Below are 19,725 nucleotides of genomic sequence, written 5' to 3' on the forward strand. Positions count from 1 at the left end.
GCGTGGCAGAGTTCGCGGTCTGGCTCCACACCTACAACCACCACCGCGGCCACACCGCACTGGGCGGCCTCCCGCCAGCAACCCGCGTCACCAACCTGTCAGGTCAGTACAACTAGGACGTGTGGCGCCGCACCGGTCGGCTCAGCCGCCGGCGAACGGGGGCAGGACGTCGACCACCGCGCCGGGGCGCAGCGGCACGTCGTCGGTGGTCGGTGCGACGCCGTCGACCAGCAGGCTCGACGCCGCGACCACGGCCGCCAGTTCCGGTCGTTCGGTCAGCACCGCACGCAGCGCGCGCAGGTCGGGCGCGATCACCTGCTCCTGGGCCCGCCCGGCAGCCCGCCGGGCGCCGGCCCAGAAGCGGACGGTGACGGCCGGGCCGACGCCGCTCACGGCGCGGTCCGGTGGTCGGTCACGACGCTGCCGCTCAGACCGACGGCGGCGGGTTCCCGGTCGGGCCCTGCCCGGTGGGCGTCTGGCCGGTCGAGGTCGGGGGCGCTGTCGGGTCCGGTGCCGCGTGCAGGGTCGGGGCGCTCGCGGTGGGCGGCGCGGACGGGTCCTCGTTGTGACCCTCGCGGAACGACTTGGCGCTCTCCTGCGCCTTGTCGGCGCCCTTCTGGATCGCCTCGGACGCCTTGCCGCCGAACTCCGACGCCTTGACCCGGGCCTGCTCCAGCTTGGGCTTGGACTTCTCCTGCAACTCCCCGGCCTTCACCTTGGCCTGGGACGCCGCCTCACTGGCCTTGCGCTTGAGCTTGTCGAAATCCACGGGGATCTCTCCCTTCCCGGAACGGCGGTGTGCTGTCCCCACCCAGTCAAGCAGGTCCGGTGCGTGGCACTCCGGGTGTGGGGCGGCAGGATCGGTGACGTGAGCAGCACCGGCCCCACCCGGCCCGCGGACCCGGACCGGCCGGACGCGTCACCGACCGACGACGGATCCGGGCCCGGCCGTCCCGATCCGGTCCGCGACGTCCGCAGCGACGACGACCGCGACGTCGGCTGGGGTGAGGACCTCGACCGGGCGGACCGGGGCGACCGGGACCGTCGGTGGTACGAGGAGCAACGGCCGCCGCACTGGGAGTGACGGGCGGCGGGGGACGGGTCTGGTTCAGACGTCCTTGACCGTGCTGGTGGTCGGCAGCCGGCCGCCACCCTCCTTGAGCAGGTCGCGGATCTGCTCCAGCAAGATGATGTCCTCCGACTTCGGGGTGGGGTCCGGCTCGCCGGTGGCCGCCTTCGCCGCGCGACGCTCCTGGATCTTGTTCATCGGCATCACGATGAGGAAGTACACGACGGCCGCGGTGACGAGGAACGCGATGATCGCGTTGATCACCGACGACAGGTCGATGAACGTCGACTTCTCGATCGCGGCGTTGCCGTGACGGATGGAGAAGCCGAGGCCGTTGACGTTGGTGCCGCCGGCGGAGTTCACCAGCGGCTGGATGATCGCCTTGACGACGCCACTGACCACCGCCTGGAACGCGGTACCGATGACGACGGCGATGGCGAGCTCCACCACGTTGCCGCGCATGATGAAGTCCCTGAAGCCCTTGAGCATGGCGTGCCCTCCGAGTCGTGACGCTGGTCTGGTCGCATCGCATCATGCCGTGACGATCACGAGCCCGACCAGCAGGTCGGCGGGGAGAACCGCGAGCCTCGACGCGGACCCGACGTCGACGTCGAGCACCGCGGTGGTCGTGTCGTCCCCGTCGGTCGGGGGCCACACCGCGAGCACCTGCGCATCCTCGGCGAGCGTGACCGGGCCCGCGGTGGGACCGGCCGTGTCGTCCGCCGGGACCACGACCTGCACCAGGTCGCCCACGGCCACCACGCCGGCGCGCGCGGACGCGACCGTCACGGTCGCGAGGGACCGCCCGGGGGCGAGGTCGTCGGCGAGGCCGGCGGGTGCCAGACGCGACGCGGTGACGACCTCGCCGCGCGCCAACGCCCCGACCGCCCGCTGACCGAGCGCGGGCGCAAGCGTCGTCAACGCACCGTCGGGGCGGTCGGCGAGGGCCCGCTGCGCGACCACGACGTCGCCGGGGCGGAGGGCCACGCCCCCGGCCACCGGCCGGCTCACGACCACCACGGGACCGGTGGCGGGCGGGGCGGTGGCCGTCAGGGCGACCAGCACCCCGGCGGCGAGCAGGACGACCGCGAGGACGAGGCGGGGCGTGCCCGAGAGTCGTTCCCTCGACCGCTGCCACCGCGCCTTCGCCGTCACGCCCCGATCGTGTCCGGGCGGGGCCGGGCGCGGGCGGTCGACCGGCGGTCTGTGGACGACACGCGGGCCTGTGGACGGACCGGTTCGGACCGGCGCCGGATCTGCTACCCGGCGCCGCGCGGGGTCAGGACGCCTTGGCGGCGGAGCCCGACGACGACCCGGTGGAACCGGACGACGAGGACGACGAGGAGCTCGACCCGCCCGAGGACGAGCTGCTCGACGAGGACGAGGACGACGTGCTGCCGGAGTCCGAGGACGAGCTCGAGGACTTCTCCGACGACGAGCTCTTCTCGCCGCTCGACGCACCGCCCTCGGAGGACGCCTTCGTGTCGGCCTTCTCCGAGCTGCTGTTCCCGCTGCGGGAGTCGGTCCGGTAGAAGCCGGAACCCTTGAACACCACACCGACCGGCGAGAAGACCTTGCGGACCGGCTGGCCGCAGACCGGGCACTCGGTCACCGGGTCGTCGGTGAACGCCTGCACGACGTCGAAGGTGTGCGCGCACTCGGGGTTGGTGCAGCGGTAGGCATAGGTGGGCATGCGGGCGGGCTCCTCGGCGGACGACACGATCAGACGGACGCTGGCACTCCGGGCGTCCGAGTGCCAATTCTGACACCTCCAACGCCCCGGTGCGCGCGCCGCTTCCCCGGGCCCGTCCCTACGCCCCGCCGACCGCGAACCACCCCGACGGTGTGACGACAGCCCGGACCGGGCGGTCGTGGTCGTCGCCCGGCACCTGCTCGAGCAGTTCACCCTCGTGCAGCAGCGCGACCGTGCGGCCGCGGGCGCGGCCGAGCGCCCGGTCGTACGAGCCGCCGCCGCGGCCGAGCCGCACGCCGTCGCGGCGGCCGATGGCCAGGGCCGGCACGACGACGACGTCGGCCCGGGCGATCGCGTCGCGCCCGAGGTCGTCGCCCCGCCCGTCCGGGTCCCAGCCGGTCCACGACAGGTCGCGGTCGGCGAGCGTCACGGGCACCAGCACCTGCCGCCCGTCCGCGACGAGCGCCGACAGCAACGCCACGGAACCGGGCTCGGTGCGCAGCGGTTCGTACGCCGCGACCACCCGGTCCGACGGGGTCAGGGAGGCCAGCACCGCGGCCGCGACCGCGCGCCGCGCGGCCTCCAGGTCGGGCGTGGACAACGCGCGCCGGGCCGCGAGCAACTCGGTCCGCAGGGCCGACTTCGCGGCCGCGACGCGCTCGTGGCGGTCACCGTCCGGGGTCACCTTCGTTAGTCTCGCCCACGTGACGCCTCCTGACGCCGCCGCGTCCCGGGCACGTGTCCACCGCGCTGTGATCCCGGCCGCCGGGCGTGGCACCCGCATGCTGCCCTTCACCAAGGCCGTCCCGAAGGAGCTGCTGCCGGTCGTCAGCACCCCCACGGGCCACCTCGTCGTCGAGGAGGCCGCCCGGGTCGGCTGCACCGACGTCGTCCTCGTGCTGTCCGAGGGCAAGCGGGCCGTCATGGACTACTTCACCTCCGACTCCGACCTCGAGGCGGCGCTGGAGGCCAAGGGCGACAGCTCCGGCCTCGCGGCCGTCCGGTCCGCGGCCTCGCTCGCGACGATCCACGAGGCCCGGCAGGAGGACCCGCTGGGCCTCGGGCACGCCGTGGCCCAGGCCGAGCCGTTCTGCGAGGGCGAGCCGTTCGCGGTCCTGCTCCCCGACGACCTGGTCGACGCCCGCGACCCGCTGCTCGGGCCGATGATCGACGTCCAGGCCGAGCACGGCGGCATCGTGCTCGCCCTGGCGGACGTGCCCCGCGAGGAGACCAAGCGCTACGGCGTGGTCGCCATCGACGGTGACGCCCCGGCTGCGGGTGAGGAGGCCACGGTCCGGGTCACCGGCCTGGTCGAGAAGCCCGACCCGGCCGACGCCCCCAGCACCCTCACGGTCATCGGCCGCTACGTTCTGCCGCCCGAGATCTTCGACGCGCTGCGCCGCACCGAGCCCGGGCGCGGGGGTGAGATCCAGCTGACCGACGCCATGGCGATCCTGCTGGCCGAGGGCGTGCCGGTGCACGGCGTGGTCTTCACCGGGCGTCGCTACGACACCGGCACCAAGCTCGACTACCTGACCTCGGCCGTCCAGCTCGCGGTCCAGGACCCGGAGGTCGGCGCCGATTTCGCCGCCTGGCTCGAGGGTTTCGTCGCGGACGGCACGGGGTCCGCGGCCTCATGACCCGACGCACGGTCGACGAGCAGCTGCAGGAGATCCTCGCCGCGATCGGCCAGATCGACCCGATCGAGCTCACGACGCTGGACGCCCAGGGACTCCTGCTCGCCGACGACGTCCACACCGAGGTTGCGGTTCCGGGCGTCGACTGTGCGGACACCGACGGCTACGCCATCCGCGCCATCGACACCCGCGACGCCTCGCGGGACGCACCCGTGGACCTGCCGGTCGTCGCCGACGTCGTGGCCGGGGTCCGGACCAGCACCGGGGTCGGACCGGGCATCGCCGCCCGCATCACCACCGGTGCCCCCATCCCGGCGGGTGCCGACGCCGTTGTCCCCGCGGAGCGCACCGACCGTGGTGTCGCCCGGGTGGCGATCAACGCGCCGGTGCACAGCGGCGAGTTCATCCGGCGTGCGGGCGAGGACCTGCAGCTGGGTCAGCGCGCGCTCGGCGCCGGTGCCGCGCTCGGGCCGCAGCAGATCGCGTTGCTCGCGGGCATCGGCCGGGAACGTGTCACCGTCCGCCCGCGGCCGCGCGTCGTCACGCTGTCGGTCGGCAGCGAGCTCGTCGACCTCGGCCGGGCCCTGCCGCACGGCGACGCCTTCGACGCCAACTCGCACATGGTCGCCGCCGCCGCGCGCGACGCCGGTGCCGACGCGTACCGCGTGGGCATCGTCCCCGACGACCACGCCCGCCTGGTCGACGTCCTCGAGTCGCAGTTGCTGCGGGCCGACCTGCTCGTCACCACCGGCGGGATCAGCCACGGGACCTCGGACGTCGTCCGGTCGGCCCTGTCGGAACTGGGCACGGTCGAGTTCCACGACATCGCCATGGACCCCGGACGGTTCCAGGGTTTCGGCACCATCGGCACCGCCGAGGGCGGCCGCGACACCCGGACGCCGATCTTCTGCCTGCCGGGCAACCCCGGCGCCGCGCTCGTCTCGTTCGAGGTGTTCGTGCGGCCGGTCATCCGCATGCTGTTGGGCAAGCACCAGATCCACCGGGCGTCGGTGCAGGCCATCGCGCTGGAGCGCATGGATTCGCCGGCGGGCGTTCGTCAGTACCGGCGCGGACTGTTGCACCGTGAAGCGAACGGCGGGTACAGCGTCTCGCTGGTCGGGCGTTCGGGCTCGCACCTGCTGGCGTCGATGGCGTCGTCGAACTGCCTGGTCGTCATCGACGAGAGCGTCACCGAGGTGGTCACGGGTTCCCGCGTGACCGTCGTCCCGCTGCTGCTCTCGCACCGCTGAGAGCGACGGCACCGAGTGGCTGTCCCGGGGTGGCCCGCCGAGTTCGGCGCGGGGGCCGTCGGTCTGCGTCCGCCGCGCTGGCGTGACGGTCCGGCGTGGAGCCAGGTGCGCATGCGCAACGAGCGGTGGTTGACGCCGTGGGAGCCGACCAACGACCGGCCGTGGTCCGAACGCAACTCGCGCGCGGCGTGGGGCGGGGTGTGCGGTGCGCTGCGCCGGGCCGGCCGGGCCGGGACGATGCTGCCCTTCGTGGTCACGTACAACGGTGAGCTCGTCGGTCAGATGTCCGTGTCGAACGTGGTTTTCGGTGCGCTGCGCTCCTGCACGGTCGGGTACTGGGTCGACAGTGCGGTCGCGGGTCGGGGCATCACGCCGACTGCGCTGGCCCTCGTCGCCGACCACTGCTTCGGCCGGGTCGGTCTGCACCGCGTCGAGGTCGACATCCGGCCGGAGAACGCGGCGAGCCTGCGCGTCGTGGAGAAACTGGGTTTCCGGCGCGAGGGTTTCTACGAGCGGTTCCTCGACATCGACGGCGCGTGGCGCGACCACGTGGCGTTCGCCCTGACCACCGAGGACCTGCACGGCACGACCGTGTTGTCACGGCTGCCCTCGGTGCCCGCACCGTCCTGACCTACCTCCGTCGCGGTTTTGTTGTGGGCGCGGGCGTGTCGTGGCCTGCGGCGCCGCATCTCGTCACTACCGTCATGTTCACCTTGAGACTGGTGTGACAGGAGTTGCGATGTCGTCGTCCGCGCTGACGGTGCTGGTACTGGCCGTGCTGTGGCTGGTCGTCGTCATCCCCATGCTCGTTCGCCGCAAGGACGAACGCGCACCGGAACGCTCGGTCGCCCGGTTCGGACGGGCGATGCGCGCCCTGACCCGGCGACAGTCACTGCACGACGTCGCCCTCGCACCGCGCGGTGTCGACGGCGCCGCCGCCGACGACGCCGACTGGGTCACGCCGCGTTCGGCGCCCGTCGAGGCGCAGGTGTTCGTGCCCGGCCACCCGTCCTCCACCCACGTTCCTTCGGCTGCACGTCGGCCGGTCCCCGCCGCCAGGGAGGCGTTGATGTACCCGGTCGACCGCACGGAGATGTCCGCCGCCAGGCGGCAGATGATGGCGCGCCGCCGTCGCTCGCTCACGATCCTCGGCCTCGGCCTGCTCATCACGTTGGTGGCGTCGTTCATCGCCGGCGGCTGGTTGCCGTGGACGTTCGCGCTGCTGTTCCTCGCCGCCACCGGTGGGTACCTGCTGTTCCTGCGCTCGCAGGCGCTGCGCGACCGTGACCGCCGCGAGGCCCGCCTGCGCCGCGCCGACCGCCTCGCAGCGGCGGAGTGGGACGCCACGGCGGACTCCGACGACCAGGCCGGCGCCGACGAAGGCGTCGCCCCGCACTCGTTCCGCCTGCCGATCGAGACCCTCGTGCGCATCGACGACGACGACCTCGAACTGCAGATCATGGACACCGTCGACCTCACCGGTCTCTACTCCGGCGAGGAACTGGAGGACGAGCCCGTCCAGCGCCGCGCCGGCTGACGCCGCCCGTCCGGCGGCGCGCACCTCCGGTGCCCGGCACCGTGGTGCGCCGGGCTGGTGGTGAAGCCGCGCCGCCCGCCTTGGTAGTCTGACGCGGTTGTCTTGAGCCGGGTCGACCGGCTCAGGGGCTGTGGCGCAGTCCGGTAGCGCACCTCGTTCGCATCGAGGGGGTCAGGGGTTCGAATCCCCTCAGCTCCACCCTTTCCCCACCTGTCTCCCGGCAGGCTCGTCCCGGCAGTTCCGCTCAGCAGCCGTCGCTGCCCGCCTGGGGCACCGTGTCCGCGGGCCGGCCGGTCACAGCGCGCAGGTAGGTCGCGAAGGTGTCGAGGCCGAACGGCGACGAGAACGAGTTCCACTCGAAGCAGCCGCCCTGGTGCAACCCGCCGATGACGCCCACGACGACATCCGGTCGACCGGGGTGCCGCACGAGGAACGGGCTGCCGCTCGTCCCGCCCGGGTAGCCGTGGCAGTCGAACGTCGGGTAGCCCTGCGTCGAGACGACCGTGTTGGTGCAGGTGATGGGCTCGTCGTCGATCCCGTACGGGTAGGCGATGTCGGTGACCCGGGTGCCGGGGCGCGGGGCGAACCCGAGCACAGCGCCGCCGGTCACCTGCTGCAGGGACACGTTCCGGTGCCCCACCGTCCGCGGGGCGACCTGCAGGAAGGCGTAGTCGGCGTGGGGGTCCTGGCTCGTCACCCAGCGCGGTGAGACCCAGGCCCGCTGCACGGTCCACACGCCGTAGGGCGTCCGGCCGTCGACGTAGCCCGGTGCGAAGAGCAGACCGGCTCCGGTGCCCTCGATGCAGTGGGCCGCGGTGAGCACGAGCCCGCCTCGCGGCGTGAGGACGACGCTCGCCGAGCAGCTGTGGGGCTGGGTCAGCCCGTCACGGAAGACCGCGCCGACGCTCGGGACGCCGCCGAACCTGGTCGCGGTCGGGGTGCCGGGCGGTGCGCCGGGGTCGTCGTCGGCCAGCGCCGGTGCCGCAGCGGCACCGGCGACGACGAGCAGCGAGACGGTGAGCAGCAGCAGGCGTCGGAGCACGGGGTGAGGCTAGGGCCGAGTGGGGGGCGACGGGCGGGCCTGATCCAACACGGACACCACTCGGACGGCCCGGCAACAACCCGGCCGCCGTCCGGCGAGCACCTCCCGGGTCAGACCGAGAAGTTCAGGCTCATCCGTCCGCCGGCGACGGCGCGCTGCTTGGGCACCATGTGCCGCCAGTCCTTCTGACACCGCCCACCCATGACGACGAGGTCGCCGCCGTGCACGGTGAACGACGTGCTGGGGCCGCCCTCGGCCGGGCGGACGAGGAAGCGGCGGGTGGCACCGAGGGAGAGCACCGGGACCGTCGCCTCGGGGAGTCGCGCGGCGGGGGCGTCGGCGTGCCAGCCGGTGCTGTCGTCCTGGTCGCGGTACCAGTTCATCCACAACGCGGTGTAGTTCCGGCCGTACCGCTGGCCGAGCACCCTGGCGAGCCAGCCGAAGACCGGGTGCGGGGCCTCGGCGATCACGGGGTACTCCGCGGTCAGGCGTGGTTCCTCGACCTGCCGGGTGTACATCCAGCGGCTGCGCCGCTCCCACGTCGCGGTGGCGGCGAGGAACTCCACCAGGGCGTCGTCACCGAGGAACCACCCCGGGACGTGGTCGACCCACGAGGTGGCGTCGAGCTGGGTGCGGTGCACCGAGGCGAAGCTGCGGTCGACCGCGACGGCGAGGCCGCCCGCGGCGGGATCGGGGACGAACGACTCGTCCGCCCCGAACACCAGCGCCTGCTGATCGGTCACGACCTTGACGTTAGGCCGGGGCTCCGACAACGCCTCCCACTGCGCGCCTCAGGGCTTGACGGCCTCGACGACCAGTTGGGTCGCGATCTCGGCCGGGTGGGCGCGGACCTCGAGGCCGTGCATCTCCGGGACGTCGGACAGGCCTGCCTCGGAACGGATGATGTTCACGAAGCCCGCCTCGGCCAACTCGGTGCTCAGCGAGTGGAAGTCGTGGCAGAAACCGAGGTAGTGCTGGGCGCCGACGAACACGTTCTGGATCAGTTGCACCGGGTACTTCATCGGCCGGCCGCGCTCGGCGTTGCGCTCCATGCCGAGCCGGGCGAGCTCCCCGTTCTCGAGGTACTGCCGCGCGACGGCCTCGACGTCCGGGGTGGCGAGGCGGATGACGGCGCCGGGCTTCATCGCGGTGAACGCGTTGCGCAGGAAGGCGGGAGTGTCGGGGAGGGGGATGTGCTCGATGACGTTGTCGGCGTAGACGAAGTCGACCGAGGCCTCGGGGATCGGCCAGCGCTGCAGACCGTCGAGGTAGATGTGGCCCTGCCGCACGACGTCGGTGTTGATCCAGCCGTCGACCGGCTTGCGACCCGACCCGATGTTGACCTTGACCAGTCCGGCGGCCCGGGCCTGCTCGAAGGCGGTGAGGAAGGCGCGTTCGCCGACCGGCCGGTGAGCCCGGTCCAGGACGCGGTGCACCGGGGGCGCGACGGTCCGCTTGAGCTGACGCAGCCTCGACATCCACACGCCTCTCGGGTCCCGCCGGCAAAGCGGCAAGTTACCACGCCCGTGTGGCCGGGGTGAGATCGAACCACGCGCTGCTGGGCGTTCCCCGAGGTGGTGGTCACTACTCTTCGGCGCCGTGACCCCTGTCGACGCGCCCGTGGTGCGCGTTCCCCGTCGCGGGCGCCGCGGCGCCGTGCTCGCGGGGAAGTCGCTCGCCGCGTTCGTCTCGTTGGTGGTGCTGGTCGGCAGTGGGGTGGCGTGGGCCACCTACCGCGACTTCAACAGCAACATCGCCACCGCGCCGGACATCCCGACCCCGAGCGATGCCCCGCCCGACCTCGACGGCGTCGCGCAGAACATCCTGTTGGTCGGCAACGACAGCCGGGCCGGGGCGACCCCCGCGGAACTCAAGGCCCTGTCCACCCAGGACGACGGCGGCAGCGCCAACACCGACACCATGATCGTGTTGCACGTGCCCGCCGACGGCTCGAAGGCCACGCTCATCTCGTTCCCGCGCGACAGTTACGTCAACATCCCGGGCTACGGCATGGACCGGATCAACGCCGCCTACCCGAACGCGTACGAGACCGCGAAGGAACAAGGGGCGTCGGAGACGGCGGCGGAGGGCGCGGGCCTGGTTCTCACCTCGCAGACCATCAGCCAGCTGACGGGGCTGCGGATCGACCACTACCTGCAGATCAACCTGCTCGGCTTCTACCGCATCAGCAACGCGATCGGTGGCGTCGACGTCTGCCTCAAGAACGCGATGCACCCCGCGACCGAGTACGGCCAGAGCGGTGACGGTTTCGACTCCGGCTTCGAGCCCAACGGTGACTTCGTCTACAGCTACTCGGGGATCAACCTGAAGAAGGGCCTCAACACGGACGTCAAGGGGACGCAGGCGTTGGCGTTCGTGCGCCAGCGGCACGGTCTGCCGCACGGTGACCTGGACCGGGTGGCGCGGCAGCGCTACTTCCTCGGTGCGGTGTTCCGCCAGATCGGCGTGAGCACACTGGTCAACCCGTTCAAGCTCAACCGGCTGCTCGACGCCGTGAGTTCGTCCCTGCTCAAGGACCGCTCGCTGAACCTGGTCGACCTCGCCACCCAGATGCAGAACCTCGCCTCCGGCAACATCATCGGCGCCACCATGGTGACCACCGGGGACGAGAACATCGACGGCAAGGACGTCCTCGGTGTCGACCCCGCCGCGGTCAAGGCCCAGATGAAGGCCCTGGTCGGAGCCGCGACCCCGAACCCGACCCCGACCGCGCCGTCGACCCCGCCCGCGACCGTCGCACCCGGTGACGTCACGGTCCAGGTCCTCAACGGCAGCGGCGTCGGCGGAGCCGCGGCGGCGGCCGCCTCGAAGCTCAGCACGCTCGGTATGAACGTGGTCGGCACGGGCGACGCCGACCCGACCGACGTCACCACCGTGCTCTACCCGACCGGGCAGGGCGCCCAGGCCAACACAGTCGCGGCAACGGTGCCGGGTGCAACGGTCCGGGTGGATCCGTCGGCCACGGCGGTCACGCTCGTCCTCGGCGCCGACGGCCTGACCCCGGCGGGTGGCGCCTCGCCGACCACGGCGAGCGTCCCGCCCTCGGCCACCGGGTCGCGGGCGGTCGACGACGCCAACGGCCGCCTCGCCTGCATCGACTGAAGGCGCGCGCCGCACCCCTGCGCGCGCGGCCGGCGGCGGTCCCGGACACTGTCCCGGTGACCAGCGAGACCGCCGACTGGGGCCACGTCACCGGGCGGACGGCCGAGCACGCCCGGCTGGCCGAGTCGCCGGGGTCGAACGATCCGTGGCGGCAGTGGGGTCCGTACCTCGCGGGCCGGCAGTGGGGCACGGTCCGCGAGGACTACTCCGAGGACGGCGCGGCCTGGGACTCCTTCCCGTTCGACCACGCCCACGCCCGTGCGTACCGCTGGGGTGAGGACGGCCTGGGCGGGATCTGCGACCGGTTCGGGTTCCTCAACCTGGCGTTCGCGTTGTGGAACGGGCGCGACCCGGTCCTCAAGGACCGGCTGTTCGGCCTGACCAACGGCGAGGGCAACCACGGCGAGGACGCCAAGGAGTACTGGTGGGCGGTCGACGGCACCCCCACGCACAGCTGGATGCAGTGGCTGTACCGCTACCCGCAGGCCGAGTACCCGTACGAGCAGCTCCGGCGGGAGAACGCCGCCCGCGGCCGCGACGAGCGCGAGTACGAACTCGAGGACACCGGCGTCCTCGCCGAGAACCGCTTCTTCGACATGCTCGTCACGTACGCGAAGGCCTCGCCCGACGACGTGTGCGTGCGGGTGCAGGTGACCAACCACGGGCCGGAGGCCGCCCCGCTCGACGTCGTGCCGCAGTGGTGGCTGCGCAACACCTGGTCGTGGGGCCGTGACCGCCGGCGCTCGGTGATCCAGCAGGTCCTGCCGCCCACGCTCACCGTGGGCGGGCTGGAGGCGGCCGAGTGCGACCACGGCTTCCTCGGTCGCTTCCACCTGGCCGCGAAGGGTTCGCCGCAGCTGCTGTTCTGCGAGAACGAGACCAACGCGGTCAAGCTGTTCGGTGCTGTGGGCAACGGTTCGCGCTACACCAAGGACGGGGTGGACGACTACGTCGTGCACGGGATCAAGTCGGCGGTCAACCCGGCGTCCGAGGGCACGAAGGTCGGCCTGCGGTACCACTTCGACGCGGTGGCGCCGGGGGAGACGGTGACGATCTCGCTGCGGTTGTCGATGAACCCGCCGTCGGAGACCACGTTCGGTCCGAGCTTCGACGCCGTGTTCGACGACCGTCAGGCCGAGGCCGACGAGTTCTACGCGACCGTCATCCACCCCGGGATGCCGCCGGAGGACCACCACGTCGCCCGGCGGGCGTACGCCGGGTTGCTCTGGGGCAAGCAGCTGTACCGCTACGACGTCGACCAGTGGCTCGAGGGCGATCCGGTCGCGCCGGCACCTCCTGGCCGGGCGCAGTACGGACGCCGGAACACTCACTGGAACCACCTGTCCCTCGCCGACGTCATCTCGATGCCCGACGAGTGGGAGTACCCCTGGTTCGCCGCCTGGGACCTCGCCTTCCACACCATCCCGCTCGCCCACGTCGACCCGGCGTTCGCCAAGGAACAGCTGGTCCTGATGTGCCGCGAGTGGGCCATGCACCCCAACGGGCAGTTGGCGGCGTATGAGTGGGAGTTCGGCGACGTCAACCCGCCGGTCCACGCGTGGGCCGCGTGGCACGTCTACCGCATCGACGGCTACCGCGACCGCGACTTCCTCACGCGGGTGTTCACCAAGCTGCTGCTGAACTTCGCGTGGTGGGTCAACCGCAAGGACGTCAACGGCTCCAACATCTTCGAGGGCGGGTTCCTCGGGATGGACAACATCGGCCTGTTCAACCGGTCGGCCCCGTTGCCGCCGGGGTTCCGGCTCGAGCAGTCCGACGCCACGAGCTGGATGGCGTTCTACTGCCAGCAGATGTTCAAGATCGCGCTCGAGCTCTCCCGCAACGACCCGGCCTACGACGACACCGCCACCAAGTTCCTCGAGCACTTCCTGTCGATCGCGAAGGCCCTCAACACCTTCGGCTCCCGCGACACCGGCCTCTGGAACGAGGAGGACGGCTTCTTCTACGACGTCCTCGTCCACCCCGACGGCTCGGCGCCGCACATGCGGGTGCGGTCGATGGTCGGGCTGCTGCCGGTTCTCGGCGCCACGGAGATCCCGTCGTGGATGACCGAGGAGTGTCCCGACGTCACCGCGCGGCTGCGCTGGTTGCAGCGGCGCCACCCGGAGATCATGAGCCCGCTGCTGTCGCGTTCGACGCCCGAGGGCCGCAAGATGCTGCTGTCGATGGTCGACCCGGAACGGCTCCGTCGCATCCTGCAACGGATGTTCGACACCGCGGAGTTCCTCTCGCCCTACGGCATCCGGTCGTTGTCGGCGGTCTACCACGACCCGGTGGTCGTCGAGGTCAACGGCCAGAGCGCCACCATCGACTACGAACCCGGCGAGTCGCGCTCGGGCATGTTCGGCGGCAACTCGAACTGGCGTGGACCGGTGTGGTTCCCGGTGAACGTGCTGCTCGCGGACAAGCTGCGCACCTACGGGCGGTACTTCGGGGACTCGTTCACCATCGAGATCCCGACCGGCTCGGGCCGCCACTGCACCCTCGTCGAGGCCGCTGACACCCTCGACCGCGGGCTGGTGGCCCTGTTCCGCCCGGTCGACGGCAAGCGCCCCGCCGACGGCGCCCGCATCGAGTCCTCGCCCGACCCGCTCTGGAGCGAACACCCCACGTTCAGCGAGTACTTCGACGGCGACACCGGCGAAGGTCTCGGCGCGACCCACCAGACCGGGTGGACCGCACTGGTCGCGCACCTGCTCAACCCGCGCCTGCCCCCGGACCCGCGGGTACGCGGCTGGTCCTGACCGGCCGCGGCCCGGCCCGGCGGCAGCCGTAACGCGGCCGCAACGCAGAGGCATTGACGCCGAACCCGACCAGGTCCATCGTTGCGCCCACCAACGATCGACCCGCGAGGAGCGCGCCCGTGTCCGTCACCGACCCGCCGAAGCCCGATGTCGCCGGGGACGACGAAGCGCACCTCGCGAGCCTGGGTTACAAGCAGGAGCTGTCGCGCTCGTGGTCGGGGTTCTCGAACTTCGCCATCTCGTTCTCGATCATCTCGATCCTGGCCGGGTGCTTCACCAGCTTCGGGCTGGGCTGGAACGCGGGCGGCCCGGCGGCGATCGCGTGGGGCTGGCCGATCGTCGGCGCGCTGATCCTGGTGATCGGCCTGTGCATGTCGGAGTTGGTGTCGGCGTTCCCCACCTCCGGCGGCATCTACTGGTGGGCGGCCAAGCTCGGCGGCCCCAAGGCCGGCTACTACACCGGGTGGCTCAACCTCATCGGCCTGCTCGCGATCGACGCGAGCGTGGCCTACGGCTGCGCGACGTTCTTCGACACCATCGTCGGTGTCTACAGCGAGAGCTGGGCCGCGGGCTACAGCCTCACCCGCGTGTTCATCGAGTTCATCGTCATCCTGGCCATCGCGGCCGTGGTCAACATCTTCAGCTCGCACCTGCTCGCGATGCTCAACAACATCTCGGTCTGGTGGCACGTCGCGGGCGCGCTCGCGGTCATCCTGATCCTGGCCTTCGTGCCCAGCCGGCACGCGAGCCTGTCCGACGTGTTCACCCACACCGTCAACAACACCGGCTTCTTCGGCGGCGCGACCTCCGGCGCCGGGTTCCTGTTCATCGTGCTGCCGATCTCGGCGATCCTCACCCAGTACACGATCACGGGGTACGACGCCTCGGCCCACCTCTCGGAGGAGACCAAGTCCGCCGCCAACGCGGCGGCGCGTGGGATCTGGCAGTCGATCTTCTACTCCGCGATCGGCGGCTGGATCCTGTTGCTCACGTTCCTGTTCGCCGTCCAGGACGAAGCGGGGGTGACGGCTGCGGGTGGTGGTTCGATCGCGATCTTCGCCCAGGCGTTGAGCCCGAACTGGATGGGCATCGTCCTCATCGTCTCGACGGCCGGGCAGTTCTTCTGCACGGTCGCGTGCATGACCTCGACCTCACGGATGATGTTCGCCTTCAGCCGTGACCGTGCCGTCCCCGGCAGCCGGCTGTGGTCGACGCTGTCGTCGAAGAAGGTGCCGGCCAACGCGGTGATCGCGTCCGCGGTCGTCGCCGTCGTCCTCACGTTGCCGGCCCTGGTCGAGGTCGACGTCAACGGCGCGCCGGTCCCGGTCGCGTTCTTCGCCGTGGTGTCGATCGGCGTGGTCGGGCTCTACCTCGCCTTCGCGATCCCGATCTTCCTGCGGTGGCGGGCGGGCGACGACTTCCGGGTCGGCCGCTGGACGCTCGGGCGCAAGTACCGGTGGATGGCGCCGGTGGCGGTCGTGGAGATCGGCGTCATGTCGATCGTGGCGATCTTCCCGACCTCGAACCTCGGCGCACCCTGGGATCCGGGCTTCGCCTGGAAGTACGTCAACTACACGCCCATCGTGGTCGTGGGGTTGTTGCTGCTGCTCTGGATCGGCTGGCACGTCTCGGTGAAGAAGTGGTTCACCGGGCCGGTGACGACGATCGACACCCCCGCCGAGCCCTCCACCCAGGCTCCGGCGGCTCCACACTGAGCGGGTGAGCGTCCACCGCCAGACCCGCCGCGGCCACACCTGGGAGTTCGACGGCCTGGTCGACCTGTTGGCCAAGGCCTCACCGGCCCGGTCGGGTGACGACCTCGCCGGGTGCTCCGCGGGTTCGGCGGCCGAGCGGGCCGCGGCGCAGTGGGCGCTCGCCGACGTCCCGCTGACGACCTTCCTCGACGACCTCGTCGTGCCCTACGAGGACGACGAGGTCAGCCGGCTCATCGTCGACACCCTCGACCGGTCCGCTCTCGCACCGGTCGCCGGGCTCACCGTCGGCGGGTTCCGGGAGTGGTTGCTCGAGACCGCGGCCGGGCCGGACGCCGAGACCGCGTTCGCCGTGCTCGCGCCCGGTCTGATGCCGGAGATGGTCGCGGCGGTCAGCAAGCTCATGCGCAACCAGGAACTGATCGCCGTGGCCCGCCGGGCGAGGGTCGTCACCGCGTTCCGCGACACGCTCGGCGGGCCGGGCCGGCTCGCCACCCGCCTGCAGCCCAACCACCCGACCGACGACCCGCGCGGGGTCGCCGCCGCCGTGCTCGACGGCCTGCTGCTCGGGTGCGGCGACGCCGTCATCGGCATCAACCCGGCGACCGACTCCCCGCGGGTGACGCGGGACCTGCTCGAGCTGCTCGACGACATCCGTTCCCGCTACGCCATCCCGACCCAGACCTGCGTGCTCGCCCACGTGACGACCACCCTCGAACTCATCGCGGACGGCGCACCGGTCGACCTGGTCTTCCAGTCCATCGGCGGCACCGAGGGTACGAACCGCTCCTTCGGGGTCGACGTCGCGCTGCTCGAGGAGGCGCGGCAGGCCGCACTGTCGTTGCACCGGGGAACGGTCGGCGACGACGTCATGTACTTCGAGACCGGGCAGGGCTCGTCCCTCTCGGCCGACGCCCACCACGGCACCGCGGGGCGCCCGGTCGACCAGCAGACCCTCGAGGCCCGGGCGTACGGCCTGGCCCGGCACCTGCAGCCGCTGCTGGTCAACACCGTCGTGGGGTTCATCGGGCCGGAGTACCTCTACGACGGCAAGCAGATCGTGCGCGCCGGGCTCGAGGACCACTTCTGCGGCAAGCTGCTCGGCCTGCCCATGGGGGTCGACGTCTGCTACACCAACCACGCCGAGGCCGACCAGGACGACACCGACACCCTGCTGACGCTGTTGGGCGCCGCCGGCTGCACCTACGTCATCGCGGTCCCCGGTGCCGACGATGTCATGCTCGGCTACCAGAGCACGTCCTTCCACGACGCGCTCTACCTGCGTTCGACCCTCGGCCTGCGCCCCGCACCGGAGTTCGAGCGGTGGCTGCGCGACCTCGGGATGGCCGACGAACACGGGGCGATCCTGCCCGTCGACACCTCGCCGCTGCTCGCGATCGGCGCCCGGTGACCGATCTCTGGGAGCAGCTGCGCCGCACCACGCAGGCGCGGATCGGCCTCGGACGCGCCGGCAACGCCCTGCCGACCCCGGCCGAACTGGAGTTCCGGTCCGCGCACGCCGAGGCCCGCGACGCCGTGCACGACACCCTGGACGTCGACGACCTCGCACGGCAGGTCGCGAGCGCGGGATTCGGTGATCCGCTCGTGGTCCGCTCGAGGGCCGCCACCCGTGACGAGTACCTGCGCCGACCCGATCTCGGCCGGGTGCTCGCCGAACCGTTGCACGCTGCGCCGGTCTCGGGACTGGTCGTGGTGCTCGCCGACGGCCTGTCGGCCCGTGCGGTCAGCGCGCACGCCGTGCCGCTGCTGGTCGAGCTCGCCCGCCTGACCGACCCGCCGGACGCGGTCGTCGTCGCCACCCAGGCGCGGGTCGCCCTCGGCGACCGGATCGGCGAATCCCTCGGCGCCGCCGCGGTTCTCGTGCTCATCGGTGAACGGCCCGGCTTGTCGGTGACCGACAGCCTCGGCGCGTACCTGACCTATGCACCGCGCGCCGGCCGTCACGACGCCGAGCGCAACTGCGTCTCGAACATCCACCCGCCCGACGGCCTGGGCTACCCCCGCGCCGCCCGCGCGGTCGCGGGACTGCTCGCCGCCGCGATCGAGGCGGGGGAGTCCGGGGTGCGGATCAAGGACCGCTCGGACCACGCGCTGCCGGCGGGCGGTCTCGACGCGCTGCCGTCGTGAGCGCCGGTCAGCCGGTCAGGTCCCCGACACGGACCAGCACGCCGTCGCGCAGCTGGTCCGCACTGAACTCGTGTCGGAACCGGCCGTAGAACGAGACGTCGTAGCGGTCGTGGCCGGTGGGCACGTCGGCGATGTCGAAGACCAGCTCGCAGAACTCTGCACCGGTCTTCGGGTCGGTCCCTGGTTCAGCGACCATCGCTGGCCCGCTGGCGAGGACGTGGCCGTCCGGAGCGGTGACGTCGAGGGGTTGGCCCTGGCTCAGTCCCTCGTAGGTACCCGTCCCGGCGCAGTCGTCGCCGTTGCCCGCGGCGGTACCGCCCGCGCCCGGCCCGAAGTTTCCCGCCCCCACGATGACCAGGTCGACCCGGACACCGAACGGCGACGTCGCCCGGTGCACGAGGTACGCGGTCGTGGCCGCGCCCACGAGCAGGACCACCACGACGGCGGTCACCACGCGACGCCGACGCGACGTGGTGCGTTCGAACCGCTCGCTCGGGAGCCGCCGGGCGGGCAGCGACTGCCAGGAGGGGCGATCGGGCTGTGACACGCGCGGACGGTAACCCACCGTCCCGGTCTGAGCGCGTCAGGACGCGGCGAGGGCGATCGTGTACCCGGAGGTGGTCCACGTCAGGGCGATCTCGGACCCGCCGGCCGCGAGGATGGTGGCGGTGCCGGCGCTCGGGCCGACGCCCGCACCGGACGGCGTGCGACACGTGGTTGGGCTGACGACGGCCTGATCGGTGCCGGCCACGACCTGGTAGCCGCCGGCGTCGAGGACGGCGAGCAGCTGCAGGCACGCGGGGGAGCCGGCCGGGACGGTGAACGCCTCGGTGAGCGTGCCCCCGGCGTACGTCTGGCTGGTCCGCTGGGCGCCGTCGACCTGGGGCAGGGCGTCGAGCTGGTCCTGCAGCTGCGACTGCGTCGAGGCGACGGACGGTTCGGCGGCGCCACCGCCGCCGCTGCCGCCGCAGGCGGTGAGCAGGAGCAGGACCGGGGCGGTCAGGACGGCGAGGCGGGACGATCGGGACATCGTCGACCAGCATGGCCGACCCACGACCGTCCGCGGGGTGACGCGCGGGCGGGCGTCGTCAGCCGGAGCTCAGGAGGCGTCGGTGCCGGTCGGGCTGGCCGAGGCGCCCGCGGCCACGGACGACGAGGACCCGGCAGCGGGCGCACCGCCGGTCGGCGACCCACGGGTCGGCGACGGGCTCGCCGGCGGCGGGTTGGACGAGGGCTGACGGGTCGGCTGGCTGCTCGGCGTGGACGGCGGCTGGGGCGTGGAGGGCGGCCGCGGCGTCGAGGGCGGCTGCGGCGTCGAGCCGCCGTTGCCCGAGCCTCCTGACCCGCCGGTGCCCGACCCGTCGTTGCCCGATCCGCTGGTGTCCGACCCGTCGTTGCCGGACCCGTCGTTCGATCCCCCGTTGTCCGAGCCGCCGTTGCCGGCGTTCGGGTCCGCCGGGGGCGGCGTGGACGGGGGCGTCGGCTTCGGCGTGGTGGGGACGGCCGTGGTCTTCGGCGGCGTCGTGCTCGCCGCGGCGGAGGTGGTCGCGGCGACCGGTTCGACCGAGCTGCTCGCGGTCGGGGTCGGGGCTTCCTGGGTGGTGGCGATCTGCGGGGTACGACCCCCGCCGCTCAGACCGACGACCGCCGCGACGGCAACGCCGCCGGTGGCGACCACCGCGACGGCGGCGATGAGCGCCGCGCGGGCGGCCCGGCCGGGGCGGCTGAAGGCGGGCAGCGTGCGCAGCG

Annotated in this window: 22 protein-coding genes, 1 tRNA gene and 3 pseudogenes; 15 read left to right on the top strand and 11 right to left on the bottom strand. The window is 72.3% G+C overall.

What is annotated here, in order from left to right; genetic code table 11:
• Nucleotides 1-116: pseudogene (locus tag ACXR2U_RS22325) on the top strand (IS481 family transposase); the annotation flags it as partial.
• A 25-nt stretch (nt 117-141) separates the two neighbouring features.
• Here the strand turns inward: ACXR2U_RS22325 and ACXR2U_RS22330 are convergent.
• On the bottom strand, nt 142-393 hold the full coding sequence (locus ACXR2U_RS22330) for a MoaD/ThiS family protein (protein WP_458827299.1): 252 nt from the start codon (nt 391-393) through the stop codon (nt 142-144).
• 34 nt (nt 394-427) lie between these two features.
• Nucleotides 428-769: a hypothetical protein gene (locus tag ACXR2U_RS22335; RefSeq protein ID WP_458827300.1), complete on the bottom strand. Its 342-nt coding sequence runs from the start codon at nt 767-769 to the stop codon at nt 428-430.
• A 99-nt stretch (nt 770-868) separates the two neighbouring features.
• Here ACXR2U_RS22335 and ACXR2U_RS22340 point away from each other — a divergent pair, with 99 nt between their 5' ends.
• A complete protein-coding gene (locus tag ACXR2U_RS22340) occupies nt 869-1,084 on the top strand; it encodes a hypothetical protein (protein ID WP_458827301.1) in 216 nt (71 codons plus the stop codon).
• A 24-nt stretch (nt 1,085-1,108) separates the two neighbouring features.
• On the opposite strand, the gene mscL is transcribed toward ACXR2U_RS22340, so the two are convergent.
• Together mscL and ACXR2U_RS22350 are read right to left on the bottom strand one after the other, a co-directional pair.
• Nucleotides 1,109-1,558, bottom strand: coding sequence for a large conductance mechanosensitive channel protein MscL (gene mscL / locus ACXR2U_RS22345; protein WP_458827302.1), 450 nt, complete (start codon nt 1,556-1,558; stop codon nt 1,109-1,111).
• A gap of 42 nt (nt 1,559-1,600) precedes the next feature.
• Nucleotides 1,601-2,224 (bottom strand): SAF domain-containing protein, encoded by a 624-nt coding sequence (locus ACXR2U_RS22350; RefSeq protein ID WP_458827303.1) that lies wholly within the window; start codon nt 2,222-2,224, stop codon nt 1,601-1,603.
• 161 nt (nt 2,225-2,385) lie between these two features.
• Here ACXR2U_RS22350 and ACXR2U_RS22355 point away from each other — a divergent pair, with 161 nt between their 5' ends.
• Nucleotides 2,386-2,601 (top strand): hypothetical protein, encoded by a 216-nt coding sequence (locus ACXR2U_RS22355; RefSeq protein ID WP_458827320.1) that lies wholly within the window; start codon nt 2,386-2,388, stop codon nt 2,599-2,601.
• Nucleotides 2,602-2,663: 62 nt separating this feature from the next.
• Here the strand turns inward: ACXR2U_RS22355 and ACXR2U_RS22360 are convergent.
• Together ACXR2U_RS22360 and ACXR2U_RS22365 are read right to left on the bottom strand one after the other, a co-directional pair.
• A pseudogene (locus ACXR2U_RS22360) lies at nt 2,664-2,762 on the bottom strand (FmdB family zinc ribbon protein); the annotation flags it as partial.
• A 118-nt stretch (nt 2,763-2,880) separates the two neighbouring features.
• Complete coding sequence (locus tag ACXR2U_RS22365; protein WP_458827304.1) at nt 2,881-3,447, bottom strand: 5-formyltetrahydrofolate cyclo-ligase; 567 nt, start codon at nt 3,445-3,447, stop codon at nt 2,881-2,883.
• 19 nt (nt 3,448-3,466) lie between these two features.
• On the opposite strand from ACXR2U_RS22365, the gene ACXR2U_RS22370 reads away from it, so the two are divergent.
• From ACXR2U_RS22370 to ACXR2U_RS22390, 5 genes are all read left to right on the top strand, one after another.
• Nucleotides 3,467-4,402 carry a UTP--glucose-1-phosphate uridylyltransferase gene (locus ACXR2U_RS22370; RefSeq protein WP_458827305.1) on the top strand — a complete coding sequence of 312 codons (936 nt, stop codon included), beginning with the start codon at nt 3,467-3,469 and terminating at the stop codon, nt 4,400-4,402.
• A complete protein-coding gene (gene glp / locus ACXR2U_RS22375; protein WP_458827306.1) occupies nt 4,399-5,649 on the top strand; it encodes a molybdotransferase-like divisome protein Glp in 1,251 nt (416 codons plus the stop codon). Before ACXR2U_RS22370 ends, glp begins: the two co-directional genes overlap by 4 nt.
• A gap of 15 nt (nt 5,650-5,664) precedes the next feature.
• Nucleotides 5,665-6,279 carry a GNAT family N-acetyltransferase gene (locus ACXR2U_RS22380; protein ID WP_458827307.1) on the top strand — a complete coding sequence of 205 codons (615 nt, stop codon included), beginning with the start codon at nt 5,665-5,667 and terminating at the stop codon, nt 6,277-6,279.
• Between the two features lie 109 nt (nt 6,280-6,388).
• Complete coding sequence (locus ACXR2U_RS22385; RefSeq protein ID WP_458827308.1) at nt 6,389-7,186, top strand: hypothetical protein; 798 nt, start codon at nt 6,389-6,391, stop codon at nt 7,184-7,186.
• A 124-nt stretch (nt 7,187-7,310) separates the two neighbouring features.
• A tRNA-Ala gene (locus ACXR2U_RS22390) sits at nt 7,311-7,384 on the top strand.
• 46 nt (nt 7,385-7,430) lie between these two features.
• Here the strand turns inward: ACXR2U_RS22390 and ACXR2U_RS22395 are convergent.
• The 3 genes from ACXR2U_RS22395 to ACXR2U_RS22405 all read right to left on the bottom strand — a co-directional run bounded on the left by ACXR2U_RS22395 (nt 7,431) and on the right by ACXR2U_RS22405 (nt 9,706).
• Nucleotides 7,431-8,228: a trypsin-like serine peptidase gene (locus ACXR2U_RS22395; RefSeq protein ID WP_458827309.1), complete on the bottom strand. Its 798-nt coding sequence runs from the start codon at nt 8,226-8,228 to the stop codon at nt 7,431-7,433.
• A gap of 110 nt (nt 8,229-8,338) precedes the next feature.
• Entirely contained in the window at nt 8,339-8,971 is a 633-nt protein-coding gene (locus tag ACXR2U_RS22400; protein ID WP_458827310.1) for an alpha-ketoglutarate-dependent dioxygenase AlkB, read from the bottom strand.
• A 48-nt stretch (nt 8,972-9,019) separates the two neighbouring features.
• The gene (locus ACXR2U_RS22405) at nt 9,020-9,706 is read right to left on the bottom strand and encodes a class I SAM-dependent methyltransferase (protein WP_458827311.1); all 687 of its coding nucleotides are present in this window, start codon (nt 9,704-9,706) and stop codon (nt 9,020-9,022) included.
• Nucleotides 9,707-9,827: 121 nt separating this feature from the next.
• Here ACXR2U_RS22405 and ACXR2U_RS22410 point away from each other — a divergent pair, with 121 nt between their 5' ends.
• The 5 genes from ACXR2U_RS22410 to eutC all read left to right on the top strand — a co-directional run bounded on the left by ACXR2U_RS22410 (nt 9,828) and on the right by eutC (nt 17,976).
• Nucleotides 9,828-11,351 (top strand): LCP family protein, encoded by a 1,524-nt coding sequence (locus ACXR2U_RS22410; protein WP_458827312.1) that lies wholly within the window; start codon nt 9,828-9,830, stop codon nt 11,349-11,351.
• A gap of 56 nt (nt 11,352-11,407) precedes the next feature.
• A complete protein-coding gene (locus ACXR2U_RS22415) occupies nt 11,408-14,116 on the top strand; it encodes an MGH1-like glycoside hydrolase domain-containing protein (protein WP_458827313.1) in 2,709 nt (902 codons plus the stop codon).
• Between the two features lie 119 nt (nt 14,117-14,235).
• Nucleotides 14,236-15,831: an amino acid permease gene (locus ACXR2U_RS22420; protein WP_458827314.1), complete on the top strand. Its 1,596-nt coding sequence runs from the start codon at nt 14,236-14,238 to the stop codon at nt 15,829-15,831.
• 4 nt (nt 15,832-15,835) lie between these two features.
• The gene (locus ACXR2U_RS22425; RefSeq protein ID WP_458827315.1) at nt 15,836-17,239 is read left to right on the top strand and encodes an ethanolamine ammonia-lyase subunit EutB; all 1,404 of its coding nucleotides are present in this window, start codon (nt 15,836-15,838) and stop codon (nt 17,237-17,239) included.
• Nucleotides 17,236-17,976, top strand: coding sequence for an ethanolamine ammonia-lyase subunit EutC (gene eutC, locus ACXR2U_RS22430; RefSeq protein WP_458827316.1), 741 nt, complete (start codon nt 17,236-17,238; stop codon nt 17,974-17,976). The genes ACXR2U_RS22425 and eutC overlap by 4 nt, the downstream gene beginning before the upstream one ends.
• A 7-nt stretch (nt 17,977-17,983) precedes the next feature.
• Here eutC and ACXR2U_RS22435 read toward each other — a convergent pair whose 3' ends face one another.
• Complete coding sequence (locus tag ACXR2U_RS22435) at nt 17,984-18,523, bottom strand: hypothetical protein (protein WP_458827317.1); 540 nt, start codon at nt 18,521-18,523, stop codon at nt 17,984-17,986.
• 36 nt (nt 18,524-18,559) lie between these two features.
• A complete protein-coding gene (locus tag ACXR2U_RS22440) occupies nt 18,560-19,006 on the bottom strand; it encodes a hypothetical protein (protein WP_458827318.1) in 447 nt (148 codons plus the stop codon).
• A 37-nt stretch (nt 19,007-19,043) separates the two neighbouring features.
• Here ACXR2U_RS22440 and ACXR2U_RS22445 point away from each other — a divergent pair, with 37 nt between their 5' ends.
• Together ACXR2U_RS22445 and ACXR2U_RS22450 are read left to right on the top strand one after the other, a co-directional pair.
• Nucleotides 19,044-19,214: a hypothetical protein gene (locus ACXR2U_RS22445; protein WP_458827319.1), complete on the top strand. Its 171-nt coding sequence runs from the start codon at nt 19,044-19,046 to the stop codon at nt 19,212-19,214.
• A 21-nt stretch (nt 19,215-19,235) separates the two neighbouring features.
• Nucleotides 19,236-19,725, top strand: a pseudogene (locus tag ACXR2U_RS22450) (hypothetical protein); the annotation flags it as partial.

The sequence above is a fragment of the Jatrophihabitans sp. YIM 134969 genome (assembly GCF_054456675.1).